The sequence below is a fragment of the Blautia sp. MSK20_18 genome, from assembly GCF_020553125.1.
Taxonomy (GTDB): Bacteria; Bacillota; Clostridia; order Lachnospirales; family Lachnospiraceae; genus Blautia_A; species Blautia_A fusiformis.
On record NZ_JAJCGR010000009.1, the window covers coordinates 63,738 to 86,935 of the forward strand.

Here is a 23,198-nt window from a genome sequence, read left to right on the forward strand (position 1 = left end):
CCGGATGATATATATTGATTATCAGTCTATGATAATCGCATTTATGATATGGAGGAAACATGACAAAAATCAAAGATTATATTCAGCTTCATCTGAATATCCTGCTGTTTTCTCTTACCAGCGTTTTTTCCAAGCTTGCATCGGTTTATTACAATAAAGAAGGGCTTCATAGTCCTCTTCTCTATGTATTTCTTTTTCTTATGATCGCAAACTGTGGGATCTACGCCATTGCATGGCAGCAGGTGATCAAAAAATTTTCCCTTTCCACGGCCTACGCCAACAAAAGCGTCTATCTTCTGTGGTCCCAGGTATGGGCTGTGATCATTTTTCACGAAAATCTTTCGCTTCAGAACATCATCGGCATCCTGATCGTTCTGATCGGAGTCTGGATGGTGCAGAGATATGAATAGAACATTTATGCTGATCATGCTGGCCGGAACCTTTTTTTCGGCAATTTCCCAGGTACTTCTGAAGCAGAGTGCCAATATGGAATACAAAAATCCCCTCCGGGAATATCTGAACTGGCGGGTGATCCTGGCCTATGGTATCTTTTTTGGAGTGTTGCTCCTGAATACCTGGTGCTACACCAAAGTGGATATGAAATTCGGACCGGTGATTGATACTGCCGCCTATGTTTTTGTCCTGCTGTTTTCCTGGCGGATCCTGAAAGAAAAGATTTCCCGCGGAAAGATCATCGGAAATCTGATCATCATCCTGGGAATCCTTGTTTATACCTTATGATCATAAAAATGCCGGCAGCTTTATATTCGCTGCCGGCATTTTTTTATTTTTTCTTATTTGCTGCGGATACAGTTGTGTATACACCATCTTCATCGAATGTATAGCTCTTTCCGTTTTTCTCAATAGTACAGTTTTTGTACATGATTCCTGTTTCCGGATCAAAATAATATCTCTTTCCGTCCAGTTTGAGCCAGCCTCTCTGCATCTTTCCATTGGAGCCAAAATAATAGGTATGGCTTTCATTGTTTCCGCTCCATGTATAGAATACCTTTTTGACCATAATGCCATCACCGCCAAAATAATATACATCATCCCTGCCGTTCATGTACCGCACATGTCTCATCCTGTATCCGTATTTGGCCTGAAAATAATAATAGTTCTTTCCAACCTTTTTCATGCCCTTTAATGCATGTCCGTTTTTGTCAAAATAATATTTTTTCTCCTTATAGGTGATCCAGGTATTTTTCACAAGGACTCCATTTTTGTTTACATATCTGGAAATGTTCTTGGAATCCCTGATCAGCCTTGAACGGTACATTCCTGCCGTCTTATGGATATAATATTTCTTATTTTTTACCTGAACCCAGCCGTATTTTTTGACACCATTGACATAATAAAATTTCTTTCCGTTCTCTGTTGCCCAGCCGGTTTTTCCTTTATAGTTGCTGGTATCCGGTCTGGAGGATGCTTTGTAGCCGGTCTGTGCATGCCATCTGGGTGTGATGATCTTGGTATAATCAACATAACCGAAGTCAATATCTACAGTAGAATAAGATGGGATTCCTGCAACCAAACCCTTGGTGGTATTCAGATATCCGCCGCCGTCACCATCGGTGGACTGCCAGATGGTATATTTGTACTTTTTCTTGTCAGGAGCCAGGATCGTATCACCGTACCGTGCAAGCCATACATCATACCCTGTCATCTTACTCCAGTCAAGCTTGTTGTCATACCAGTCTGTATTACAGTAGATCATTGGATGATAGCCGGCTTTTTTTACCTCATTGCAGAAGGTTTTTGCCAGATCCGCGATCTGTGATGCGGAAAGATTACGCATCTGATCATATTCAATGTCATAAACCACCGGATAGGATACTTTATATCCATCCATTTTGCGGATGGCAAGCTGTGCTTCCTTCAGTGCCTGCTGTGTATTCAGCGCAAGGCTGTACACATAGGTTCCTGTCGGAACTCCTGCCTTCTCCGCCTGTTTCATGTTGTAATCATATGTCTTATCCAGATGGTTCAGGCCATAGGAAATCCTAACAAAGGCAAAATCTACATTAGATTTTTTGACCTGTCCCCAACTGATGGTATCCTGCCACTCGGAAACATCGATCCCACGTGTAACAGCACCTTCCAGCTTCTGGCCGCTTCCGTTATAGCAGACACCGTTGATCTTCTTCCATGCCTTTGAGCTTGCCCTGGAATCCTGTGTTGCCTTCCCGCTGGGGACCTTTTCTTCCTCAGCAACTGCCTCGCTTCGGTCTACGCCTCCGCCGCCCATGGCCATCGCTGTAGTTCCCATTGTTCCGATTCCCAGCAGTGCTGCTATACAACCTGCCACCAGCCATTTCTTCCAGTTTTTCATTTTAGTTTCCTTCCATAAAGTATGTTGTTAATTTGTGCATAACTTTATTATACATATGGAAAAATGGAAAGTAAAGCCATATATGGAAAAAGACCGATGTCAGCTTCATACAGCTGAACATCGGTCTTCGGTTATTCTATATATTTCTTTCTGGTACTGTTCGGTATAGATCACGGAACTTCCGGGTCTGTAGGATCAAAGTTTCCGGCTCCACGGAAGGTTGCCAACGGTCTGCGGCCTAACGGTCCCTTGAAGGCTTCATTGTTAACGTATTTTCCGCTGCTGTAAATGTGGATCGTAGAACCGTTACAGTTCTCATATACCCACTTCGCATCAGCCACACAGGTACGGATACATCCGTGAGATGCAGGCTGACCAAGTTTCAGGTACTCACCTGCCGGAAGATTGTAAACACTCCTGGTCGAGCCAGCTACAGAATGGATAAAGATTCCTCCCTGTCCGCATCCGTCAACATGTGTTCCGTACTGTCCCCAGGACGGTCCCATCAATGGCTGCCATCTCAGACTGCGGCTCAGTCTGTATGTACCATCCCATGTAGGTGTTCCGGAGAGACCTACAGAAACACGGATTGTCTTAACCGGAATCGTCTTGCTGCTGTTTGTGTATACAGTCATAACACCGTTGGTCTTATCAACCTCCAGGTAATATGGTCCTCCGTAAATATTTGAAACATCATTGCGGCGGTAACCATCCTTATCAAAGTAATACAGTTTTCCATCGATCCATCTGCTTGTATTGGTCAGATACTTGGAACCGCTGTCCGGATCGATATATTTGACCTGATCATAGTAATCGCTGACGATCACCCAGCCGGTGGAAAAACGTCCCTGGCTGTCCAGATAACCATTTACGGAACCACGCTTCATGGATTTATTTGTCACAACGGTATAGTTCTGCAGATAGTACCAGTATTTACCTACCTTCTGCCAGCCTGACTTTTTCAGAACACCGTTGCCGCCTGCATAATACCACTTATTCTGGTAACGGATCAATGTACTCTTGTACATCCAGCCTCTGTGCGCATTGGCATCTGATGTTGCAAAGAAATAGTATTTTTTGCCGATCTTTGTTTTTCCTGTTGCAAGCTGTCCTGTGCTATTAAAGTAATAGCTCTTTTTGGAGGACTTGTTTGTTATCATCTGGCTCTTATAGTGGTTTCCGTTTTTGTCAAAGTAAAACCATCCGAAGAACTGGCCTTTTGCGTCGGTCACCTTCTGCCAGCCATATTTTTCAACAACTTTTCCTGCTGTGCTTCCGAAATAATAAATCTTGTTGGATGCACCCGGGCAGCCATGCCAGCAGTTCTTCCAGGAAACTCTCTGGCCATTGCCTCCGAAATAATATCTGCTGCCTTTATACTTCACAAGTTTTTTTGTAATGATGCGGCCCTTGCTGTCTGAAACATAATATGCGTTATTCTGCGCCTTCGCCATTGTATTCGTCATAACATAGCCGCTGGCATTCAGCATATATCGATATTTCTTGGACATTACAGGTGATACATAAACTCCATGTTTCATGATCTGTCCACGTGTGGCAGCCTTCGGACTACAATAGATAAAACGTTTTTGATTTTTGCTGTTTAAAACATATGTCCATCCGCCATAAAAAAGCTTTCCTGGAATCTCTCCTGCCTTTGATGCCGGCTGGAAGTAATACTGATATGTTGTAGAACCAGTTGTCAGCTTCAGGATTCCTGTTCGCGGTTTTCCGTTACGCATCAGTGTATAATAAGCATTTCCGATCTTCTTGATCTTGCCTACAAGGTTCTGAGCCTCTATGGATTTGTAATCACCCTGGGAATTATAATAGCGGAAAACAGTTCCTGTCCATAACCAGTAATTTCTCTTCTGCTGGCCAAGATTGGATGTCCACGGTGTGATTGCTTTTCCGGTGGAATCCGAATACAGGGAAGCTTCGGAACTTTCGAGAAAATACCATTCTGTCTTCTGTGTTCCGGTATAACCTGCTTCACCTGGTTCACGGGTCATGCGGCCGGTTACCAGATATCCGTCTTCATTAAAAAGATAATACCCCACATGTCCGTTGGTATTGATCTTAAGAAGACCATCCTGCGCAGTAAAATAATTATCTTCGATGGAACCTGTTTCTGATCCCTGAGAAGCGTTCCCTTCATCCATGGCAAGAGTCTCTGCGTTATCTACGTTCTCTGATGTTTCGACTGCCGTCTCTGTTTCTGCGGGTGCTGTATCTGCAGATGTCTCCTCTGCAGACACTACATCTGCGGATGCTGTATCTGCAGAAGCTTCTGCTACGGATACTTCCTCTGTAGAAACTTCTTCTGCTGCACCTTCCTCGGCTGCAGTCTCCTGCTCTCCTTCTGCTGGCTCATTCTGGAGTACCGGAGCCTGCTCACTCTCTGCTGCGCCATCCGGAAGCTCTTCAGTCTGCTGTACCTCCTGTGCTGCAGCAGCTGTTTCGTCCACTGTTTTCTGCTCTTCTTCGCTGCTTTCTGCCGGATCCTCAGAAGCTTTTCCCTCCGGGGCTGCAGATGCAGCAACCTTCTTTTTGCGGAGTCTGTAAAAACCGTTTGCAGAAACCCAGTCACTTGTCTTGGCAACGACTACACCGTTTACCAGTGATGCTCCGGTAGCAGAAGTTTCCTCTGCCTTGTTGTTCTCTACTTTGTTCTGTACTGCGGTATCTGCTGACGGTGCATCCAGTTCCTGTGCATCACCTGCACTGAAATCATCGCCCGGATCTGTACTGTCTTCTGTTGTCACATCCGGTGCTTCTGTAGTTTCCGGTGTCTCTGTAATCTCCGGTGTTTCTATAACATCCGGTGTCTCTGCGGGGTTCTCCGGTGCAACAGGTGTTTCTTCTGAACTGTCTGTACTGTCAGTACTACCTGTCTGATCCTCTTCTGTCTCCGGCTGCTGTACAGTCGTTTCCGCTTCATCACTGAATACATCCTCAGCCGGATTGCCGGCTGTCTCTGCTGCCATCTGCACGTCTGTACTTCCCAAAGCCGCAGCGCCGGCTTCCAGAGTTCCGCCCATGCATAATGTCAGACTGAGAAAAATTGCCACAACTCTTCTCTTCACAATAATCCCTCCTGATCATGCTGCTGTAAATAATTATTGTATCTGTTACGTATCATTCGCCCAGTCCGCCTTCGATAAGAGCCACAAGCGCATCTATCGCAGCCTGTTCATCCTCACCCTCGCAGACCAGTGTGATCTCATCCCCGCTTTTAACACATGCACCCAGAACACTCAGAACACTTTTGGCATTCGCTGTACCTCCGGCATACTGAAATGTTATGGACGATTTGTATTTTATTGCCTCGCCGCATAAAAGCCCTGCGGGACGAAGATGAAGCCCTGACGGGTTCCTGACCGTTACCTTATAACTTAACATTGCTGCTGTCTCCCTTTATATTACTTATCCTTCAAGCCTTGTCCAAAGCTGTGATTACTTACTGACTACTGCTGTCTACATTGGAAACCTTGGAGATTTTGATCTCGGCGGTTACATCCTCCAGCAGCTTGTAGCCTTCCGGAAGGCTGATTTTGATCGGTACTTCGTAGCTGCCCTCCTCCCAGTCATCCATGGAAAGTGCTGCTCCTACCGACTTCAGATCAAATTGGGAAAGATCTCCGTCTTCCGCCTGCACCTTCAGTTCAATATCCGCAACTTCAAATGCCAGCTGCAGATCATCAGGCAGACCCTTTACTTTGATATCCTCTGTCGGGAAGCTGTATATCTTACTGCCCTCCGGCAGGATATTGACTGTGATCCAGAGGTCCGTACTGGATCCGGATGTCAGCTTAAGGCCATCCGGAAGAAGTTCTGACAGGTTTACTTTCTTTTCCACGTCATTGCTCTTTCCTGAAATATCCACATTCTCATTGTCTAGATAAATGGTATTTCCCTGAAGTTTCAGATTGTTCAGTGCTTCCTCACTTCCGGCTACGCTGAAAGTCTCCGGTACTGTTGTGACGCTATCCACAACATAGCCTTCTGCTGGTTCCCCTGTATATCCCGCACTGATCCGTATATCAGAACGCACCTTCCAGAGCTTTGCCGTAACATTGACTTTTCCATTGTTGTCAAATTTCAGATAGCTCATGGAATTTGATGAAAGAGTGTCCTGATTCTTATCTGTGATAGTCAGTTCTGCGTCCGTGATCATCGTATCCTGATCGATCCCGTCAAGTTTTGAACTTACATCCACACTCACACTATCTATTTTACCAACCAGAGATTCCGGTCCTGTAATACGGACTTTTTCCGGATTTGCGGTGAGCGAAGCAATCTCCAACCCCTGTGCCGGCTTGCTGTCATCACTGGTAACATTGATCGCAAATTCTTTGGTCACCTTTTTTTCCAGATGGACACTCAGATTCTGCGGTGATACACTGATGTTTTCCGGCAGTATCCCGGAGCAGGTCGCTGTAATGGGAATCATTACAGGATCTGTATCGGTAGACTGGGCCTGCTGCAGATCCGCAACTGCCTTAATATCACTTGAGGTGAGACGGTTGACTGTCTTCCGATCGCCTGTAATATAAACACGTACTGAATTTTCACGGTCATCCTGCATGACCATCTCACCCAGCTGATCCACATAAGCTTCGTTGATGATCTGCACATCTGAGATCACAAAGCCTTTCGTAATGATAGGGTCATCAACATTTACTACGATCAGCCACACCAGGATTCCCACAATAATCGACATGATCTTCAAAGGGATGTTCTTAGTCAGATTTTTCTTCATGTTTCACTCTCCCTTTCAGCAGATTTCTCAGCTTACCGTTGTCAACAACCTTCTTATTCTGAGCAGAAACAAGTATTTCACGAAGCTGCTTGCTGTTAAGCCCTCTGGACAGTTCTCCGCCTCTGGCCACTGAAACCTGTCCTGTCTCTTCCGAAACAATGATCGTAAGAGAATCCGTAGCTTCGCTGATACCCACACCTGCTCTGTGTCTTGTTCCCAGCTGTTTGCTCAGTTCCATATTATCTGAAAGAGGCAGATAGCAGGTTGCTGCTACCACACGGTTCCCACGTACGATCACCGCTCCGTCATGAAGAGGTGTATTATGCTCAAAAATATTGATCAGCAGCTGACTGGTAAGGATACCGTCAATATTGATACCGGTTCTCACATATTCGTCAAGCCGGATCTCTTCCTCGATCACGATCAGTGCTCCGGTCTTAACTTCACCCATATCAAAACAGGCCTTTACCAGTTCGTTGATAGTCTTGTCATTGAAACGCTCCTGCACTTCCCTGCCGGAATCAAAGGGAATAATGTTGGAAACAAACTTCTTCTGTCCCAGCTGCTCCAGCGCCTTCCTCAGCTCCGGCTGAAAGATTACGATCACACCGATCACCAGCACATTAGCCAGGTTCCGGAAGATCCAGAGGATCGTATTCATTTTGAAGATATATGCGACCAGGATAAATCCAAGGACGATCAAAATGCCCTTCAGAAGGGTATATGCACGTGTAAATTTGATCCATGCCATAAACTGATATACAAAAAAGGAAATCAGTCCGATCTCAATGATATCTATCACGCCAAATCCCGGAAGGGAAATCTTCCCCAGATATCCGGCCACAACTGTCAGCACATTCTGCATAAGTCTCCTCCTTTCTTCCTGAGCTATTCCAATCGTTCCTGTTTAAAGATCCTTCAGCGATTCCTCCAGCTGTTTTTCGAAATCGATCTTGTCCAATCCCTGCGGTTTCTCACTTACTGTATTTTCGGAAACCATATCCGGCATCTTTACTGTATGCATTTCGTTCTTCTCAGGAAATACATCATCACTGAAAGACACAACATTGTCTTCTTTTTTTTCTTCTTTTACCGGCTCCGCATTGATCTTTTTGATGCTTCTCTCAGAAGTGGCGACCGTTGCCTTCGGAACGGCTTTTACGTAGTAATAGTACTCATCATCCTCATATTCCAGACGTTCTGTTCTGCTGTAATCTCCGCCAAAAACAAAGAACTCCAGAACAAATCCTGCCAGTACGGAGATCACTGTGGACAGGATCATCGGCACCATGGCTACCGTAATACTAATGCAGAAATCTCCGGCAAGGATAACCAGGATATAGATCACGCCGCCGGCAATGACAGCAATCCTCCATGCATAATCAAACGCCCGTGTTCTCAGAAGGTTCACAAACAGGATCACTACCACAAACGCGATCACCGTGATCCACATTGCCCAGTTGTGGACAAGTCCGTCAGAGATCAGCTTCAGTTTTTCTGTGATCTCTGCGGCAGGATCACTGAGTGCCGCCGACTGTGCATGTACAAACCGTATAAAATAATAGATCACAACACCGCATCCGGCCGGAAGCGCTGACAATGCACTACCCAGCAGGCCTGCTCCGATCGGCATAAGTGCAGGAACACCAAATCCGAAGGAAAGTGGTGTAAGGATCATTGCAAGATTCTGTGACCTGCTGAATCTTAGGAACAGGATCAGCATAAACAGAATAAGAAGCAGCATAAATCCTGCCGTTTCGATCCCGACTGCATAACAGTGCCCGATCATCAACGCAAATCCCATAAACATCATCACGGAAACCGGAAGGATCGAACATACAAGCGCCAGGATCAGGACAACAAAAATATTATCCAGCTGTTTCATGTAGCCCATATTGCTGTTGATCCAGAGAAAATAGGCAAATGCCAGAACAAACTTCAGGACCGGCAGTATATATACTTCATATTGTCCGTAAAATCTTTTGATATTCTGTTTGATCTCAAGTAAAGCTGTCATTTTCTATGTCCTCCTGCATTTCTCCGGACCGGATTTCTTTTTTCCTCCCGCCCGTAGATTTTTTCCAGTCTTGTAAGATCCTGATAATATTCCCTGACACTTTTTTTTGCCCGGAAATATTTCACAGAATACTGGATGTAGGTCAGTATCGAATATACAACAAGCACGATCAGATAACCGACGATGATATAGATCCCAACCTCGACCAGATTAATCTTATTCACATTATCCATAAGATATTCGCTGAAATATGCGGCAACACCTGCAAGTCCCAATATATATCCGATCGTTACCAGAAAAAAGTTTCTGATCAGTGCAAGTCCAATATAATCACTTCGATAATATCTGCTCACCGGAAGATACTTCCTGCCTTCTCCATGCTCATACATGGCCAGACGGTTCATGATCTTCACTTTTTCTTCATTTACCATAAAAATAACTCCTCATAAGCTTTCTTTATCAGGAAAATCCCCGATATATGATCTGCATTACGCTTTCCATACAGTTATACTGTTTAACTGCAATCAAATTTATTGTAGCATAGTTCCATACCTATGAAAAGTGTTTTTTCGGCTGTTTCATGCCCTTCCTGCGCATATTGTCAGAAAATAAACTTTCTCTGCACCGGCCTCAAGAAGACACATTGCCATGGCATCTGCCGTACTTCCTGTTGTGTATACATCATCCACCACAAGTACAGAAAAACCTGGGATCTTTTCGGTTACCTGATATGCATTTTTCAGGTTCTGACGCCTCTGTATGGCATTAAGTTTTTTCTGAGATCTTGTGCTTCGTATCTTCTTTACCAGATGCTCATTCCATGGGATCCCTGTAAGAACACTGAGCCTTTCTGCCAGATATGCTGCCTGGTTAAAACCTCTCATCCTTTTTTTTCTGGGATGCAGAGGAACGGGAACGATCAGATCAGGCTTCCACCGTTCCAGATATTTTTTTCCGAAGACGCTCATTGCCTTTGCATAAAAATCCCCATATTCCCGACATCCGTAATACTTAAATCGTACCAGAGACTGTCTCCAGACCTCTCCGTACCAGAAAATACTTCTGCCCTCCGTAAAATGATGGGCACCCTTGCGGCAATCTTCACAGTATTCCTCTTCCATTTTTACCGGTCTTCCGCATTTCATACACCTGGGACCGGATATAGGCCTGACCTTTCCGGAACACTCCGGACAGATCAGCCGGTCTTTTTCTTTCAGTATCTGATGACACAGCGGGCATTTTTTCGGGTAAAGCATGTCCAGTAAAAAATCTGCTGTTTTTTTCAAGAAAGTCCTTTCTCCCCGATGGCGCTCTCTTTCTGTTCAGATTCATCCAGCTCCCGGATCCGTCTGTCCAAAGAGCTGTATCTCTGCTGCTGTTTTTCATTACGGATCATCTCCGCAAAAGTGGTCTCGCTGCCTACTACGGTAACACATTTTCTGGCTCTGGTCACTGCTGTATACAGAAGATTCCGATTCATCAGCATCCTTGGTCCGGAAAGGATCGGAAGGATCACTGCCGGATATTCTGAGCCCTGGGACTTATGTATGGTCACTGCATAGGCAAGTTCCAGTTCCTCAAGCTGTTTGAAGGAATATTCTGCCTGTCTGCCATCCTCAAATTCCACGGTGGCCGTTTCCGCAAATTCATTGATCTCCGTCATAATACCGGTATCTCCGTTAAACACGCCCACACCTTTATCCACAGGAATCTTGTATCGTCCAAGGATTTCCCACTCCAGCTGGTAATTATTCTTCACCTGCATCACCTTATCCCCTTCACGGAAAAGACGCTGTCCGATCTCTTTCTCCTTTTTCTTTTCATCCGGCGGGTTCAGATATCTCTGAAGGATCTGGTTCAGCCGCTCCACACCTAAAAGTCCCTTACGCATAGGAGTGAGCACCTGGATCTCATAGGGCTTTGCATCTACATAACGCGGAAGCTTCTCCTGGATCAGTGCGATCACCACACGGATAATGATGTCCGCATCATATCTTTTCAGAAAAAAGAAATCCCGGCTCTTGTTATTGATGGTCACCTGCTCGCCCCGGTTGATCTTATGTGCATTCACCACAATATCACTTTCAGATGCCTGGCGGAAAATCTTTTTCAACTCTACTACCGAAAAACAGCCGCTGCGGATAATATCCCTTAGAACATTTCCAGGGCCTACGCTGGGAAGCTGATTTTCATCACCTACCAGGATCAGTCTGGTCCCTGCTGTCACTGCAAGAAGCAGCGAATGCATCAGTGCGATATCTACCATGGACATCTCATCAATGATGATCACATCCGCTTCCAGCGGATTCTCCGAATTCCTGTCAAAATGAACTGCACGGCCTTCCTGCTCTTCCTCCGGCATCCCGTTCAGCTCCAGAAGTCTGTGGATCGTCTGAGCCTCGTATCCGGTAGCCTCTGTCATTCGCTTGGCTGCACGGCCGGTGGGAGCTGCAAGCCGCAGCTCAGCGCCTTCCTCTTCAAAATAACGGATAATCGCATTGATCGTTGTAGTCTTTCCGGTTCCCGGCCCGCCGGTCAGAATGAACAGACCATGACTGGCAGCTGCCGCCACTGCCTGTTTCTGCATTTCATCTAACCGGGTTCCTGTCTCCTTTTCGATCCTGTTGATCCGTTTCGCCATCATCTCCTCATCTTCCGGGCAGAGGATGTTCAGCTCACAGAGCATTCTGGCTGAATTCAGCTCAAGATAATAATATCGTGTGGGATAGACAACTGCACCGTCTTCTGTTTCTTTCAGGATCAGTTTCCGGTCTACTACCATATCCATGAGATGTTTTTCCATATAGGAGGAATCTACTCCCAAAAGTCCGGATGCCCTGGAAAAAAGTTCCTCCTTCGGGAGATAGATATGGCCTTCTCCTGAAGCCTGTAGGAGAGTATACAACATTCCGCTTCTTATCCTGTAATCTGAATCTGTATGGATCCCGATCCGGGAAGCGATCTCATCTGCGATACGGAATCCCACACCACTGATATCCTCTGCAAGGCGATACGGATTCTCCTGCAGGACTCCATATACAGTCTGTCCGTATTTCTGATAGATCTTTGCGCCGAGATTCAGCGATATCCCGTATTTCTGGAGAAAGATCATAGCGCGGCGCATATCTGCTTTCTCCGTCATCTGTTCTGCGATCTCCATGGCCTTTTTTTCGCTGATTCCCTTGATCTCAGCCAAACGCTCCGGTTCTTCCTCCACAATACGCATGGTATCATCGCCGAAACGACGTACGATCCTGGCTGCCAGTGCCGCACCGATCCCCTTGATCGCGCCGGAACCCAGATAGCGTTCCATGGCCAGTGCATCCTCCGGCATTTTTTCCACGTAGGAGGATATCTGAAACTGTTTACCATACACCGGATGTGTTGTATAATTTCCGGAAGCTTCAATGGCAGCCCCCTGGGTGATCGCAGGAAATGTTCCCACACAGGTCAGTTCCTGTTCCTCTTCCATCCCTTTCAGTACCATGACCGTATATCCATTATCTTCATTCCGGAAGATCACATGATCTATATATCCTGTAACTGTCTCACTCATTTTCTTCTCCATCTGTAAACCTCTGATAACAGCAAAAGGCACTGCAGCTGCAGCGCCTTATCTGTATGAGTTTCCTGCGGCAGTCTCTTCTCTGCTCCTGTGCCGTCCAGACGACTCATAACGGTTTACATCCTTGACATGATTTCCGCATATTTTCCTGTTCCTGCAGCCACTACAAGCATTGCATCCTGTACCGTCAGTGTGCTGACTCCTGTTTTCTGCTCGATCAATGCATCCATTCCATGCAGCATGGCACCTCCGCCTGTAAGAACGATTCCTCTGTCCATGATATCTGCCGCCAGCTCTGGCGGTGTTTTTTCAAGAACACCATGTACAGTCTCCACAATCTGCCCGGTCGTTTCCCTCAAAGCGGTCCGGATCTCCTCAGATGTCAGTGTTGCCACCTTAGGAAGTCCTGTGATGATATTTCTGCCCTTGACCTCCATCGTGCGAAGATCCGCTTCTTCACTGGCTGTTCCGATCTTGATCTTTATATTCTCCGCTGCATCCTCCCCGATAAAGAGACTATGCTTCTCACGTACATAATTCATGATCGCATGATCAAAATTATCTCCTGCAACCTTCACAGAAGCGGAAACAACCACTCCCCCTACCGATATGACCGCAACATCCGTGGTCCCTGCACCGATATCCACGATCAGATTACCAAATGGCTTGGTGATATCTACACCTGCACCGATAGCAGCAGCGATGGGCTCGTCCACAAGAAAAACTTCCCTGGCTCCTGACTGATAGGCAGCTTCCTCAACTGCCTTGCGCTCAATCTCCGTGATCCCGCTCGGAACACTGATGCTGACTCTCGGTTTCCGGAACGCTCTCCGTCCCATAGCCTGTGAAATAAAATATTTCAGCATCTTTTCCATTACATTATAATCTACGATCACACCTCTTCGGATTGGCCAGATCACTTCCATATTGGAAGTCAGATGGCTTGCCATCTGTCTGGCTTCCTCACCGATTGCTCTGATCTTCTCTGTATCTTTATCATAAACAACCACAGAGGGCTCTCTTAAAACGATTCCCTTGCCTGTGGAAAACACCAGACTGTTTCTGGTTCCCAGATCAATTCCAATATCCTTTGCCGGCATAAATCCTCCCGCCTGCGTCATACGCATTCTGTATGCTGACGCATTTATGACTTATTCTGTTCCGGTCTGTGCCGGAACGTTCCCGCACTTCATTATATACAAAACCACAGAAATTGAAAAGAACTTTTACCGGTTATTTCTGTTCCAGATATTTTTTCACATATTTACCGGTGTAGGAAACCGGATTCTCTGCTACTTCCTCCGGAGTTCCTCTGGCAATTACCGTTCCGCCTCTGTCACCGCCTTCCGGTCCGATATCAATAATATGATCCGCCGTCTTGATCACATCCAGATTGTGCTCAATGACCACAACGGTGTTTCCTCCTTCAGACAGACGGCGCAAGATCTCGATCAGCTTGTGGACATCCGCAAAGTGCAGTCCTGTGGTAGGCTCATCCAGGATATAGATCGTCTTTCCGGTACTGCGCTTGCTGAGTTCTGTGGCAAGCTTGATACGCTGTGCTTCTCCTCCGGAAAGAGTGGTGGAGGGCTGACCCAGACGGATATAGGAAAGCCCTACATCATACAGGGTCTCGATCTTTCTCCGGATCGACGGTACATTCTCAAAAAATGTCAGTGCTTCTTCCACAGTCATATTCAATACATCATAAATGCTCTTGCCCTTATACTTCACTTCCAGAGTCTCACGATTGTAACGTTTGCCCTTGCAGACTTCACAAGGCACATATACATCCGGAAGAAAATGCATCTCGATCTTGATGATTCCGTCACCGCTGCAGGCCTCGCACCGTCCGCCCTTGACATTAAAACTGAAACGGCCTTTCTTGTAGCCCTTTGCCTTGGCATCTGCGGTGGCTGCAAAAAGATCACGGATCTGGTCAAAAACTCCGGTATATGTGGCAGGATTGGAACGGGGAGTTCTTCCGATCGGGGACTGGTCGATATTGATCACCTTATCCAGCTGATCGATACCAAGGATGTCATCATGTTTCCCGGGGATCACTCTGGCACGGTTCAGGTCTCTGGCAAGTCTCTTGTACAAGATTTCATTGATCAGAGAGCTCTTACCGGAGCCGGAAACACCTGTGATACAGGTCATCACTCCCAGAGGAATATCTACGTCGATATGCTTCAGGTTGTTCTCTGCCGCACCCTTTATATGAAGAAATCCGGTTGGTTCCTTCCTCACTTCCGGTACCGGGATCTTCAGCCTTCCGCTTAAATAAGCTCCGGTCACAGACTGCTCATTTTTCATCAGATCCTCAGCTGTCCCCATTGCGACCAGTTGTCCGCCATGTTCTCCGGCTCCGGGGCCGATATCGATGACACAGTCTGCAGCACGCATGGTATCTTCATCATGCTCCACCACGATCAGACTGTTGCCAAGATCGCGGAGACGCATCAGTGCCCCCAGAAGCTTGTCATTATCTCTCTGGTGAAGCCCGATACTCGGCTCATCCAGGATATATGCAACCCCCACAAGCCCGGATCCGATCTGTGTGGCAAGACGGATCCTCTGAGCCTCTCCGCCGGAAAGGGTTCCGGTAGCTCTTCCAAGTGAAAGATACTCCAGGCCAACCTCCGCCAGAAATCCAACCCTGGCGCGGATTTCCTTCAGGATCTGTCTTCCAATAAGCTCCTGCTGCTTTGAAAGCTTCAGATCGCGGAGAAAGCCCTGCAGCTTCTGTACCGGCATATTGGTCACTTCATAAATATTCTTATCCGCCACGGTCACTGCCAGGGACTCCTTCTTCAGCCTCTGTCCCTTACATGTGGTGCACGGAGTAATCCGCATAAAGCTCTCGTATTCCTGCTTCATAGCCTCGGAACCGGTTTCACGGTATCTCTGCTCCACATTGCGGATCAGTCCCGGGAACGCCACATCGTAAACGCCCTCTCCCCGCTGTCCTTTATAATAAACCTTCACAGAATGACCGCCGGTACCATGGATGAGGATATCCTGGACCTTCTTCGGATACTCGCAGAAAGGTGTATCCAGAGAAAATTCATATTCCCTTGCCAGGGCATCCAGGATCGCTCTGGAAAAGCTTCCCTGCGTGGTACAGGACTGCCATCCGAGAACAGCGATAGCCCCTTCATTGATACTCCGTTTCTTATCCGGGATCATCAGATCGATATCAAATTCCATCTTATATCCAAGACCCAGACACTGCGGGCAGGCACCAAATGGATTATTAAAGGAAAAGCTCCTGGGTTCGATCTCATCAATGCTGATGCCGCAATCCGGACAGGAAAAACTCTGACTGAAATTCAGAAGCTTCCCGTCCATAGTGTCTACTACCAGCAGACCATCTGCCAGATCCAGCACGGTTTCAATGGAATCGGAAAGACGCTTCTCTATTCCCGGTTTCACAATAAGTCGATCCACAACGATCTCAATGTTATGTTTGATATTCTTATCCAGCTTGATCTCCTCAGAAAGCTCATAGAGATTTCCGTCGATCTGCACTCTCACATATCCGCTTCTTCTGGCCTGATCCAGAAGTTTAACATGGGTTCCCTTGCGGCCCCGCACTACCGGTGCAAGAAGCTGGATCTTCTGGCGTTCCGGAAGCGTCATGATCTGATCCACCATCTGATCTACCGTCTGTTTGCGGATTTCCCTTCCACATTTGGGACAGTGCGGGATTCCCACACGGGCATACAGAAGTCGGAAATAATCGTAAATCTCCGTTACCGTACCCACTGTAGAACGGGGATTCCGGTTCGTTGACTTCTGATCAATGGAGATTGCCGGCGGAAGGCCCTCGATACTCTCCACATCCGGTTTCTCCATCTGTCCCAGGAACTGCCTCGCATAGGAAGAAAGTGACTCCATATAACGTCTCTGTCCCTCTGCATAAATGGTATCAAATGCAAGAGATGACTTACCAGAGCCACTGAGTCCGGTAAGTACCACAAACTGGTCTCTGGGAATATCGACGCTAAGATTCTTAAGATTATTCTCATTGGCTCCGCGTATCCTAATAAAACGCTTCTTATCGTTTGCTTCTGCTGACATGAAAGCCTCCTACTCTGTCCGGTCATAAAAAATACTCCGGTATTCTTCTTAACAGCAGAATCTACCTCTCTTATTCCGCTGTAAAACTTCTGATTTTTTATCAGTATACTGCCAGAACATCCGTTCGTCAAGGTGAAAAAATCGACAAATTTTCTACAACAGAAAATCCGCCATCACTCCATTGCTCACATGGATTCCCTTTCTCGAAAGATATATCCTGTCTCCTTTTTGTTTCAGCATTCCGATCTCCAGATGTTTTTTCAGGACCTCTCCGTAAACGTTTTCCATATTTTTTCCGAAATATTCCGCAAACGCTTCCATTGAAACGCCCTCTGTCATCCGAAGCCCCAGAAACATAAACTCAGCCATCTCATCTGCCTCTGTAAGGCTTTCCATATTCTGGCGGATCTTATCCGGAAACGCACTGTTTCCAATATATTCCTTCATATCCGCAGTATTGGAAAAACGCATATGATCCAGAAGTGAAGACGCGCCAAGTCCCAGTCCCAGATAATCGATCCTCTGCCAGTATCCCTTATTATGACGGCATTCCCGTCCACCTTTCGCATAATTGGAGATCTCGTACTGATGAAACCCATATTCCGCCAGGATCCTTGCCGTATTCTCATACATACGGTACTCCGTATCCTCATCCGGCAATTTCAGCTTTCTCTCCCCGAAAGGAGTGCCTTCCTCAATGATCAGACTGTAGGCGGAAATATGTTCCGGCGAAAGCCCTGCCACCGTGCGGAGATTTTTTTCCCAGTCTGCATAGGTCTGTTCCGGAATGGCACTCATCAGATCGATATTGATGTTGGAAAAGCCTGCATCCCTTGCCATAAAAAAGCTCTCCTGAAACTCTTCCCACGTATGGATCCTTCCAAGGATCTTTAATTCCCGATTCTGCGGGGACTGAAGCCCCAGACTCAGCCGGTTGATCCCGTGTTCCAGATATATTTGAAGTTTTTCTTTATATAAAGTCCCCGGATTTGCTTCGATGGTGATCTCAGCATCCGGGGCCACAAAAAACTTATTTCTGATCTGATCCAGCATCTCTCCAACAAGAGACGGATCCGGCACGGAAGGTGTTCCTCCGCCGATAAAAACTGTAGTGATCTCCCTGTCCGAAAAATCCGGAACAGCAGCAATCTCCCTTTCCAGAGCCTGGAAATATTCACGCTGCCTCTCTTTTCCGGCAGGTCCGGAAAGGAAATCACAGTAATCACATTTTTTCACACAAAACGGAACATGGATATAGAGCTCCAGCGGTTTTTTCGCCTCATTCTCCATCCATAGCTCCTTCCTCTCCACCACTACCTGATGTATCATTATCCTCATCAGAGCTTGTATCTTCACCGGCACTATCCGCATTATCCGTACTTCCGTCTGAAGCAGCCGGTGTCGGTGTCACGCCATCGATCCCCAGTGCCTCGCTGCCGTTTTCTGCCAGGTACTCATTGACCATTGTCAGATTTCCATTGCTCGTCACTGCATCCGGATCTACGGTTTTCGGATCAGGAGTGGCAGTCGGTTCCGGCGCTGTACTGATTTTGATCACACTTTCCTCTTCTGCATTTTTCTTCTTTGAACCACATCCGGTAAGCAGAGCTCCTGTTATAGCCAGAAGTCCTGCTGCCAGAAACAGTTTTTTTATATTTTTTTTCAAAAAGTCATCTCCTATTTATCATCCAGCTTCAGGACACTCATAAATGCCTTCTGCGGGATCTCCACGTTACCTACCTGACGCATACGTTTCTTACCTTCCTTCTGTTTTTCCAGAAGCTTCTTCTTACGGGAGATATCTCCACCGTAACACTTGGCAAGTACGTCTTTACGCATGGCTCTTACCGTCTCTCTGGCAATGACCTTGCTTCCGATAGCTGCCTGGATCGGGATCTCAAAGAGCTGTCTCGGGATCTCGTCTTTCAGCTTCTCACACATCTTTCTTCCGCGCTCGTAAGCAGTATCTGCATGCACGATAAAGGAAAGAGCATCCACTTCTTCTTTATTCACAAGGATATCCAGCTTCACAAGCTCACTTCTCTCATATCCGTCCAGCTCGTAATCCAGGGATGCATAACCTCTGGAACGTGACTTCAGTGCATCAAAGAAATCATAAATGATCTCGTTCAGCGGCAGTCTGTATTTCAGAAGTGCACGGGTTTCTTCCATATATTCCATGCCTTCATACTGACCACGTCTCTCCTGGCAGAGATCCATGATCGCACCAATGAACTCTGTGGTTACCATGATCTCCGCCTTCACCATAGGCTCTTCCATGTATTCGATCTCTGAAGGATCCGGAAGGTTGGTGGGATTTGTCAGCTCGATGATCTCACCATTGGTTTTATAGACCTTATAAATAACACTCGGTGCTGTAGTTACAAGATCCAGGTTATACTCTCTCTCCAGACGCTCCTGGATGATCTCCAGATGAAGAAGTCCCAGGAAGCCGCAGCGGAAACCAAATCCAAGGGCGACCGATGTCTCCGGTTCATAATAAAGGGAAGCATCGTTGAGCTGAAGCTTCTCCAGCGCGTCACGGAGATCGCCGTACTTGGCACCATCTGCCGGATAAAGGCCACAATAAACCATAGGGTTTACCTTCTTATATCCCGGAAGTGCCTCTGCACAGGGGTTGTCCGCATCCGTTACCGTATCACCCACGCGGGTATCACGGACATTCTTGATGCTGGCTGTGATATATCCGACCATACCTGCTGTCAGCTCGTCACACGGGATAAACTGACCCGCTCCAAAATATCCAACCTCCACAACCTCCGTGGTGAATCCGGTCGCCATCATATGGATCCTCGTGCCCTTTTTCACACGTCCGTCCTTCACTCTGCAAAATACGATAACACCCTTATAAGGGTCATAAACAGAGTCGAAGATTAGAGCCTTCAGAGGTGCATCCACATCCCCCGCCGGCGCCGGGACCTTATTGACGATCTGCTCCAGAACCTGGTCTACATTCAGTCCTGTTTTTGCGGAGATCTGCGGTGCATCCTGCGCTTCGATTCCGATCACATCCTCGATCTCATTGATAACACGCTCCGGATCCGCACTTGGAAGGTCGATCTTATTGATCACCGGAACCACATCCAGATCATGGTCCAGTGCCATATATACATTGGCAAGTGTCTGAGCTTCGATTCCCTGTGCTGCATCCACAACAAGGATCGCTCCGTCACAGGCAGCAAGGCTTCGGGAAACTTCATAGTTAAAGTCCACATGTCCCGGGGTATCGATCAGGTTAAAAATATACTCATTTCCGTCCTTGGCTTTGTATACAATACGAACCGCCTGGGATTTGATGGTGATCCCTCGTTCTCTCTCAAGGTCCATGTTATCCAGAACCTGGGCCTGCATTTCCCTCTCGGTAAGAAGTCCCGTCATCTCGATGATACGGTCCGCAAGTGTTGACTTGCCATGGTCGATATGTGCAATGATACAAAAATTCCGAATTTTACTCTGGTCTATCATTCAGGAAGTCCTCCTTAAATTTCTCTCGTATAAAGCGTTCAGAACGCATATTTTTCCATACTGTTCTTTATCATATCATATTTCAGCCTTCTTTGTCACTGCCTTTCAGAACTCTGTTTAAGATATCTGCAAATGGTTCCATGGCATTTCGGACTTCCTCCACGGTATTTGTCTGTGCTCCGGCCTCCAGAAGCAGGGCCCGTGGCTTAAGATGCAGATTATAGCGAAGCCCTGCCAGATAGATCCCCCGGTAAAGATCGGGGTAATACTGTGCCGCCTGATATTCCAGCTGAAAGGAAAATGCCAGATTCTCTTCTATGTAAGGATTGGGCAGATAACTCACTGCCCCCTGACTGACTGTATAGCTTAATCCATTATAAAAAAGCAGCTGAGCAGTAGGTTTTCCATTCACCTGCGTTACCAGATGACGCTCATCCGGCACACCATCTCTGTGAAGGTCGATCACAACTTCAATGGTGGGATTTTCTTCCAGCACTTTTTCTATGGATGCCCTGGCATAATCATAAGCCTTGCTCCTGTCCAGTGTTCCTCCCATCATATCAAAGGCATCTGTTATATGAATGACCTGGTATCCATATGTTTTTTCCAGAAGTTCAGTAAGATGATCTCCCACTCCTACGATGGTGTCCTCAGTCTGTCCTTCTCTTGAATCTGCAAAAGCCTCCTGGGAATGGGTATGATAGATCAGGATCTGGGGTACCGATGAATCCTTTTTAACGGACAGATCCTCCTTCAGAAAACGGGGCGCACTGATCTGCTGTGCATTCGTTTCCGTATTGGAATCCAATATAAAAAACTGATTCATCACATAGTCAAAATCTGCCAGTTTCGCCTGAGACAAGTCAATCTGCGGATGTGGCAGTGCCACAGTCTCCTGTTCCTTCGCAGTATTTTCACCGGATCGGTTCTCCTCTGACGCTGGAGGCTCCGGTTCTGTGTTCCCCGGCTCCGTAGCTTCCTGTTCTGAACCTCCCGGCTCTGTAATTTCTGGCTCTGCAACTTCCTGTTCTGCATTTCCCTTAACAGTTTCCTTTTCATTTTTTTTGCCGTCAGGAGATTTTTTCTCTGCCTCTTCCGCTTCTTTCTTTTGGATTTCTTTTTTCTTTTGAAGCTCTTCTTTCTTCTGAAGGGCTTCTTTCTTCTCCACTTCTTCCGCCTCGGCCATCAGCAGCGTCTCCTGCTCTTTTCGGTTCTCTGCTTCCACTTCTTCACCCAGATGCTCTGCGTTTTTTTCCTGCAAAAGCATCTCTGTTTCCCGGTCTCTGCCATTTTCCTTCTGCAGAGCTTTCTTTTCCAGAAAGCAATACAGCGGCAGCTGTCTGTAGATCTCACCATGCCTAAAAAAATCTCCCGGAAGGACAGCCACCACACCCAGGAAGATCAGGCTCAAAACCACGCAGAAAGCCCTCTGGATATTCGTCACCCACGATCACCTCTTATGGTATTTTATGACCTGTCCTCTTCGATTAGACTATCAGAAAAAGCCAGATTCAGTCCCTCGGAAATGGTAAAGCTTAAATATCGTACCGTTTCATCCACATCCTTTGGTGTTACAAACATGGTGTAAAGCTTCGGCGAGATCATTTCTTCCAGAAACTCCTTCTGCTCATCTTCCTCCAGCGCCTCCAGAAGCTCTGCCATGGAATCATGGACAATAGTAGCCGCATCCACCACAGTCGGAACACCGATCCCGATCACACGGACCGAAAGATTTTCTTCATTCAGGCCTTCCCTGTGATTCCCCACGCCGGAGCCCGGACTGATCCCGGTATCCGTGATCTGGATCGTCCGGTTAAGTCTTGTCGTACTTCTGGCCGCCAGCGCATCTACGGCGATCACCACATCCGGCTTTGTCTCAGAAACAACACCCCGAACAATTTCCAGAGTTTCCATTCCGGTCTGTGCCATCACACCCGGAACGATCCCGCTGATCTGATGCATTTTCATATGTTCATTGCTCTTCAGCCCATATTCCCGGATCACATGCCTTGTCATATGAAGATTGGAAACTGCACGAGGGCCAAGGGAATCCGCAGTGATCTCCTGATTTCCAAGCCCTACCACCAAAATTGACAACTGATGTCCAAGATCGATCAGCTCCCTTAAATGATGTGCCACCTCTTCCGAGATCTCCCTGTGATAATCCTCATCCGGAACGGAAAGATCCGGTGCCTCAATGGTAATATAGGTTCCCTGTGGTTTTCCCATGGTCCTGGCTCCGTTTTCCGTTGTGATCCGCACTACGGTAGTCCGAACATCCTTTTCCTCATCGTATCTTTCCCTGATCTCTACTCCACGTACTTCTACGTTTTCCGCCTGAAAGCGTTCCGTTGCTTCCAGCGCCAGATCTGTTCTGATTCTGCTCCTTCCAGCCATACTCTCATCCTCTTTTTCTGTAAGATTGCAAAGACTTTTCCACTGCTATCTGCAACTTTACCGGTGTTTTCCCTTTCATTATTTCCCTTTTTCCCATAAATATGTGTCATTTCCCCTTTCCCACACAGCATCTGGTATTTTTTGCATATTTTTTTGGAATTTTTGCAAAAAACATCTTGACATTCCTGTGCACGTATAATAATATATATAAGCATGTTTCATAGGAGCGCCCGTGTCTGTTCCTGTGAATGTAATTTAATATTATATTTTTAAGGAATCGGAGGTGTACGAATTGGCTAACATTAAATCCGCAAAGAAGAGAATCTTAGTTAACAGCACTAAGGCTGCAAGAAACAAAGCAATCCGTTCTGCAGTTAAGACTTCCATCAAGAAAGTTGAGACAGCAGTTGAGAATAAGGATAAGGCAGCTGCAGAGGTTGCTCTTAAGGACGCAATCTCCACAATCAGCAAAGCTACATCCAAGGGCGTTTATCACAAAAATAACTGCGCCAGAAAGATTTCCCGTCTTTCCAAAGCTGTCAACAGCATTGCGTAA

General features: G+C 46.7%; 20 protein-coding genes. 3 read left to right on the forward strand and 17 right to left on the reverse strand.

The annotated features are described in order from the left end of the window. Positions 1–59 precede the first annotated feature (59 nt). Positions 60–410 (forward strand): EamA family transporter, encoded by a 351-nt coding sequence (locus LI091_RS07300; protein WP_015527420.1) that lies wholly within the window; start codon positions 60–62, stop codon positions 408–410. Further along, complete coding sequence (locus tag LI091_RS07305) at positions 403–741, forward strand: EamA family transporter (protein WP_015527421.1); 339 nt, start codon at positions 403–405, stop codon at positions 739–741. The genes LI091_RS07300 and LI091_RS07305 overlap by 8 nt, the downstream gene beginning before the upstream one ends. 43 nt (positions 742–784) lie before the next feature. On the opposite strand, the gene LI091_RS07310 is transcribed toward LI091_RS07305, so the two are convergent. The 17 genes from LI091_RS07310 to gpr form a co-directional block, all read right to left on the reverse strand. Continuing rightward, positions 785–2,332: a GH25 family lysozyme gene (locus LI091_RS07310; RefSeq protein ID WP_173722525.1), complete on the reverse strand. Its 1,548-nt coding sequence runs from the start codon at positions 2,330–2,332 to the stop codon at positions 785–787. Positions 2,333–2,502: 170 nt separating this feature from the next. Then, the gene (locus LI091_RS07315; RefSeq protein WP_173722524.1) at positions 2,503–5,418 is read right to left on the reverse strand and encodes a L,D-transpeptidase family protein; all 2,916 of its coding nucleotides are present in this window, start codon (positions 5,416–5,418) and stop codon (positions 2,503–2,505) included. Between the two features lie 52 nt (positions 5,419–5,470). Next, on the reverse strand, positions 5,471–5,734 hold the full coding sequence (locus LI091_RS07320) for an HPr family phosphocarrier protein (protein ID WP_015527424.1): 264 nt from the start codon (positions 5,732–5,734) through the stop codon (positions 5,471–5,473). 58 nt (positions 5,735–5,792) lie between these two features. Then, positions 5,793–7,094, reverse strand: a complete 1,302-nt coding sequence (locus LI091_RS07325) for a CdaR family protein (protein WP_015527425.1) — start codon at positions 7,092–7,094, stop codon at positions 5,793–5,795. Then, positions 7,075–7,959 carry a diadenylate cyclase CdaA gene (gene cdaA / locus LI091_RS07330; RefSeq protein WP_195656689.1) on the reverse strand — a complete coding sequence of 295 codons (885 nt, stop codon included), beginning with the start codon at positions 7,957–7,959 and terminating at the stop codon, positions 7,075–7,077. Before cdaA ends, LI091_RS07325 begins: the two co-directional genes overlap by 20 nt. A 42-nt stretch (positions 7,960–8,001) precedes the next feature. Further along, positions 8,002–9,111: a hypothetical protein gene (locus LI091_RS07335; RefSeq protein WP_022426958.1), complete on the reverse strand. Its 1,110-nt coding sequence runs from the start codon at positions 9,109–9,111 to the stop codon at positions 8,002–8,004. Beyond that, on the reverse strand, positions 9,108–9,542 hold the full coding sequence (locus LI091_RS07340) for a hypothetical protein (protein ID WP_015527429.1): 435 nt from the start codon (positions 9,540–9,542) through the stop codon (positions 9,108–9,110). Before LI091_RS07340 ends, LI091_RS07335 begins: the two co-directional genes overlap by 4 nt. A gap of 147 nt (positions 9,543–9,689) precedes the next feature. After that, complete coding sequence (locus tag LI091_RS07345) at positions 9,690–10,397, reverse strand: ComF family protein (protein WP_021651891.1); 708 nt, start codon at positions 10,395–10,397, stop codon at positions 9,690–9,692. Next, positions 10,394–12,667: an SF1B family DNA helicase RecD2 gene (recD2, locus tag LI091_RS07350; protein ID WP_265190991.1), complete on the reverse strand. Its 2,274-nt coding sequence runs from the start codon at positions 12,665–12,667 to the stop codon at positions 10,394–10,396. Before recD2 ends, LI091_RS07345 begins: the two co-directional genes overlap by 4 nt. Beyond that, on the reverse strand, positions 12,664–12,786 hold the full coding sequence (locus LI091_RS07355) for a hypothetical protein (RefSeq protein ID WP_265190992.1): 123 nt from the start codon (positions 12,784–12,786) through the stop codon (positions 12,664–12,666). The genes recD2 and LI091_RS07355 overlap by 4 nt, the downstream gene beginning before the upstream one ends. A 6-nt stretch (positions 12,787–12,792) precedes the next feature. Beyond that, positions 12,793–13,776 (reverse strand): rod shape-determining protein, encoded by a 984-nt coding sequence (locus tag LI091_RS07360; protein WP_265190993.1) that lies wholly within the window; start codon positions 13,774–13,776, stop codon positions 12,793–12,795. 133 nt (positions 13,777–13,909) lie between these two features. Continuing rightward, a complete protein-coding gene (gene uvrA, locus LI091_RS07365; RefSeq protein ID WP_059086148.1) occupies positions 13,910–16,759 on the reverse strand; it encodes an excinuclease ABC subunit UvrA in 2,850 nt (949 codons plus the stop codon). Between the two features lie 153 nt (positions 16,760–16,912). Continuing rightward, positions 16,913–18,049: a radical SAM family heme chaperone HemW gene (hemW, locus tag LI091_RS07370; RefSeq protein WP_161209699.1), complete on the reverse strand. Its 1,137-nt coding sequence runs from the start codon at positions 18,047–18,049 to the stop codon at positions 16,913–16,915. Continuing rightward, complete coding sequence (locus tag LI091_RS07375; RefSeq protein WP_021651885.1) at positions 18,039–18,425, reverse strand: hypothetical protein; 387 nt, start codon at positions 18,423–18,425, stop codon at positions 18,039–18,041. Before LI091_RS07375 ends, hemW begins: the two co-directional genes overlap by 11 nt. A gap of 11 nt (positions 18,426–18,436) precedes the next feature. Then, positions 18,437–20,245, reverse strand: a complete 1,809-nt coding sequence (gene lepA / locus LI091_RS07380; protein ID WP_021651884.1) for a translation elongation factor 4 — start codon at positions 20,243–20,245, stop codon at positions 18,437–18,439. Positions 20,246–20,327: 82 nt separating this feature from the next. Then, on the reverse strand, positions 20,328–21,689 hold the full coding sequence (locus LI091_RS07385) for a stage II sporulation protein P (RefSeq protein ID WP_265190994.1): 1,362 nt from the start codon (positions 21,687–21,689) through the stop codon (positions 20,328–20,330). 23 nt (positions 21,690–21,712) lie between these two features. Next, positions 21,713–22,642: a GPR endopeptidase gene (gene gpr, locus LI091_RS07390; RefSeq protein WP_265190995.1), complete on the reverse strand. Its 930-nt coding sequence runs from the start codon at positions 22,640–22,642 to the stop codon at positions 21,713–21,715. Between the two features lie 292 nt (positions 22,643–22,934). On the opposite strand from gpr, the gene rpsT reads away from it, so the two are divergent. Continuing rightward, positions 22,935–23,198 carry a 30S ribosomal protein S20 gene (rpsT, locus tag LI091_RS07395; protein ID WP_022426951.1) on the forward strand — a complete coding sequence of 88 codons (264 nt, stop codon included), beginning with the start codon at positions 22,935–22,937 and terminating at the stop codon, positions 23,196–23,198.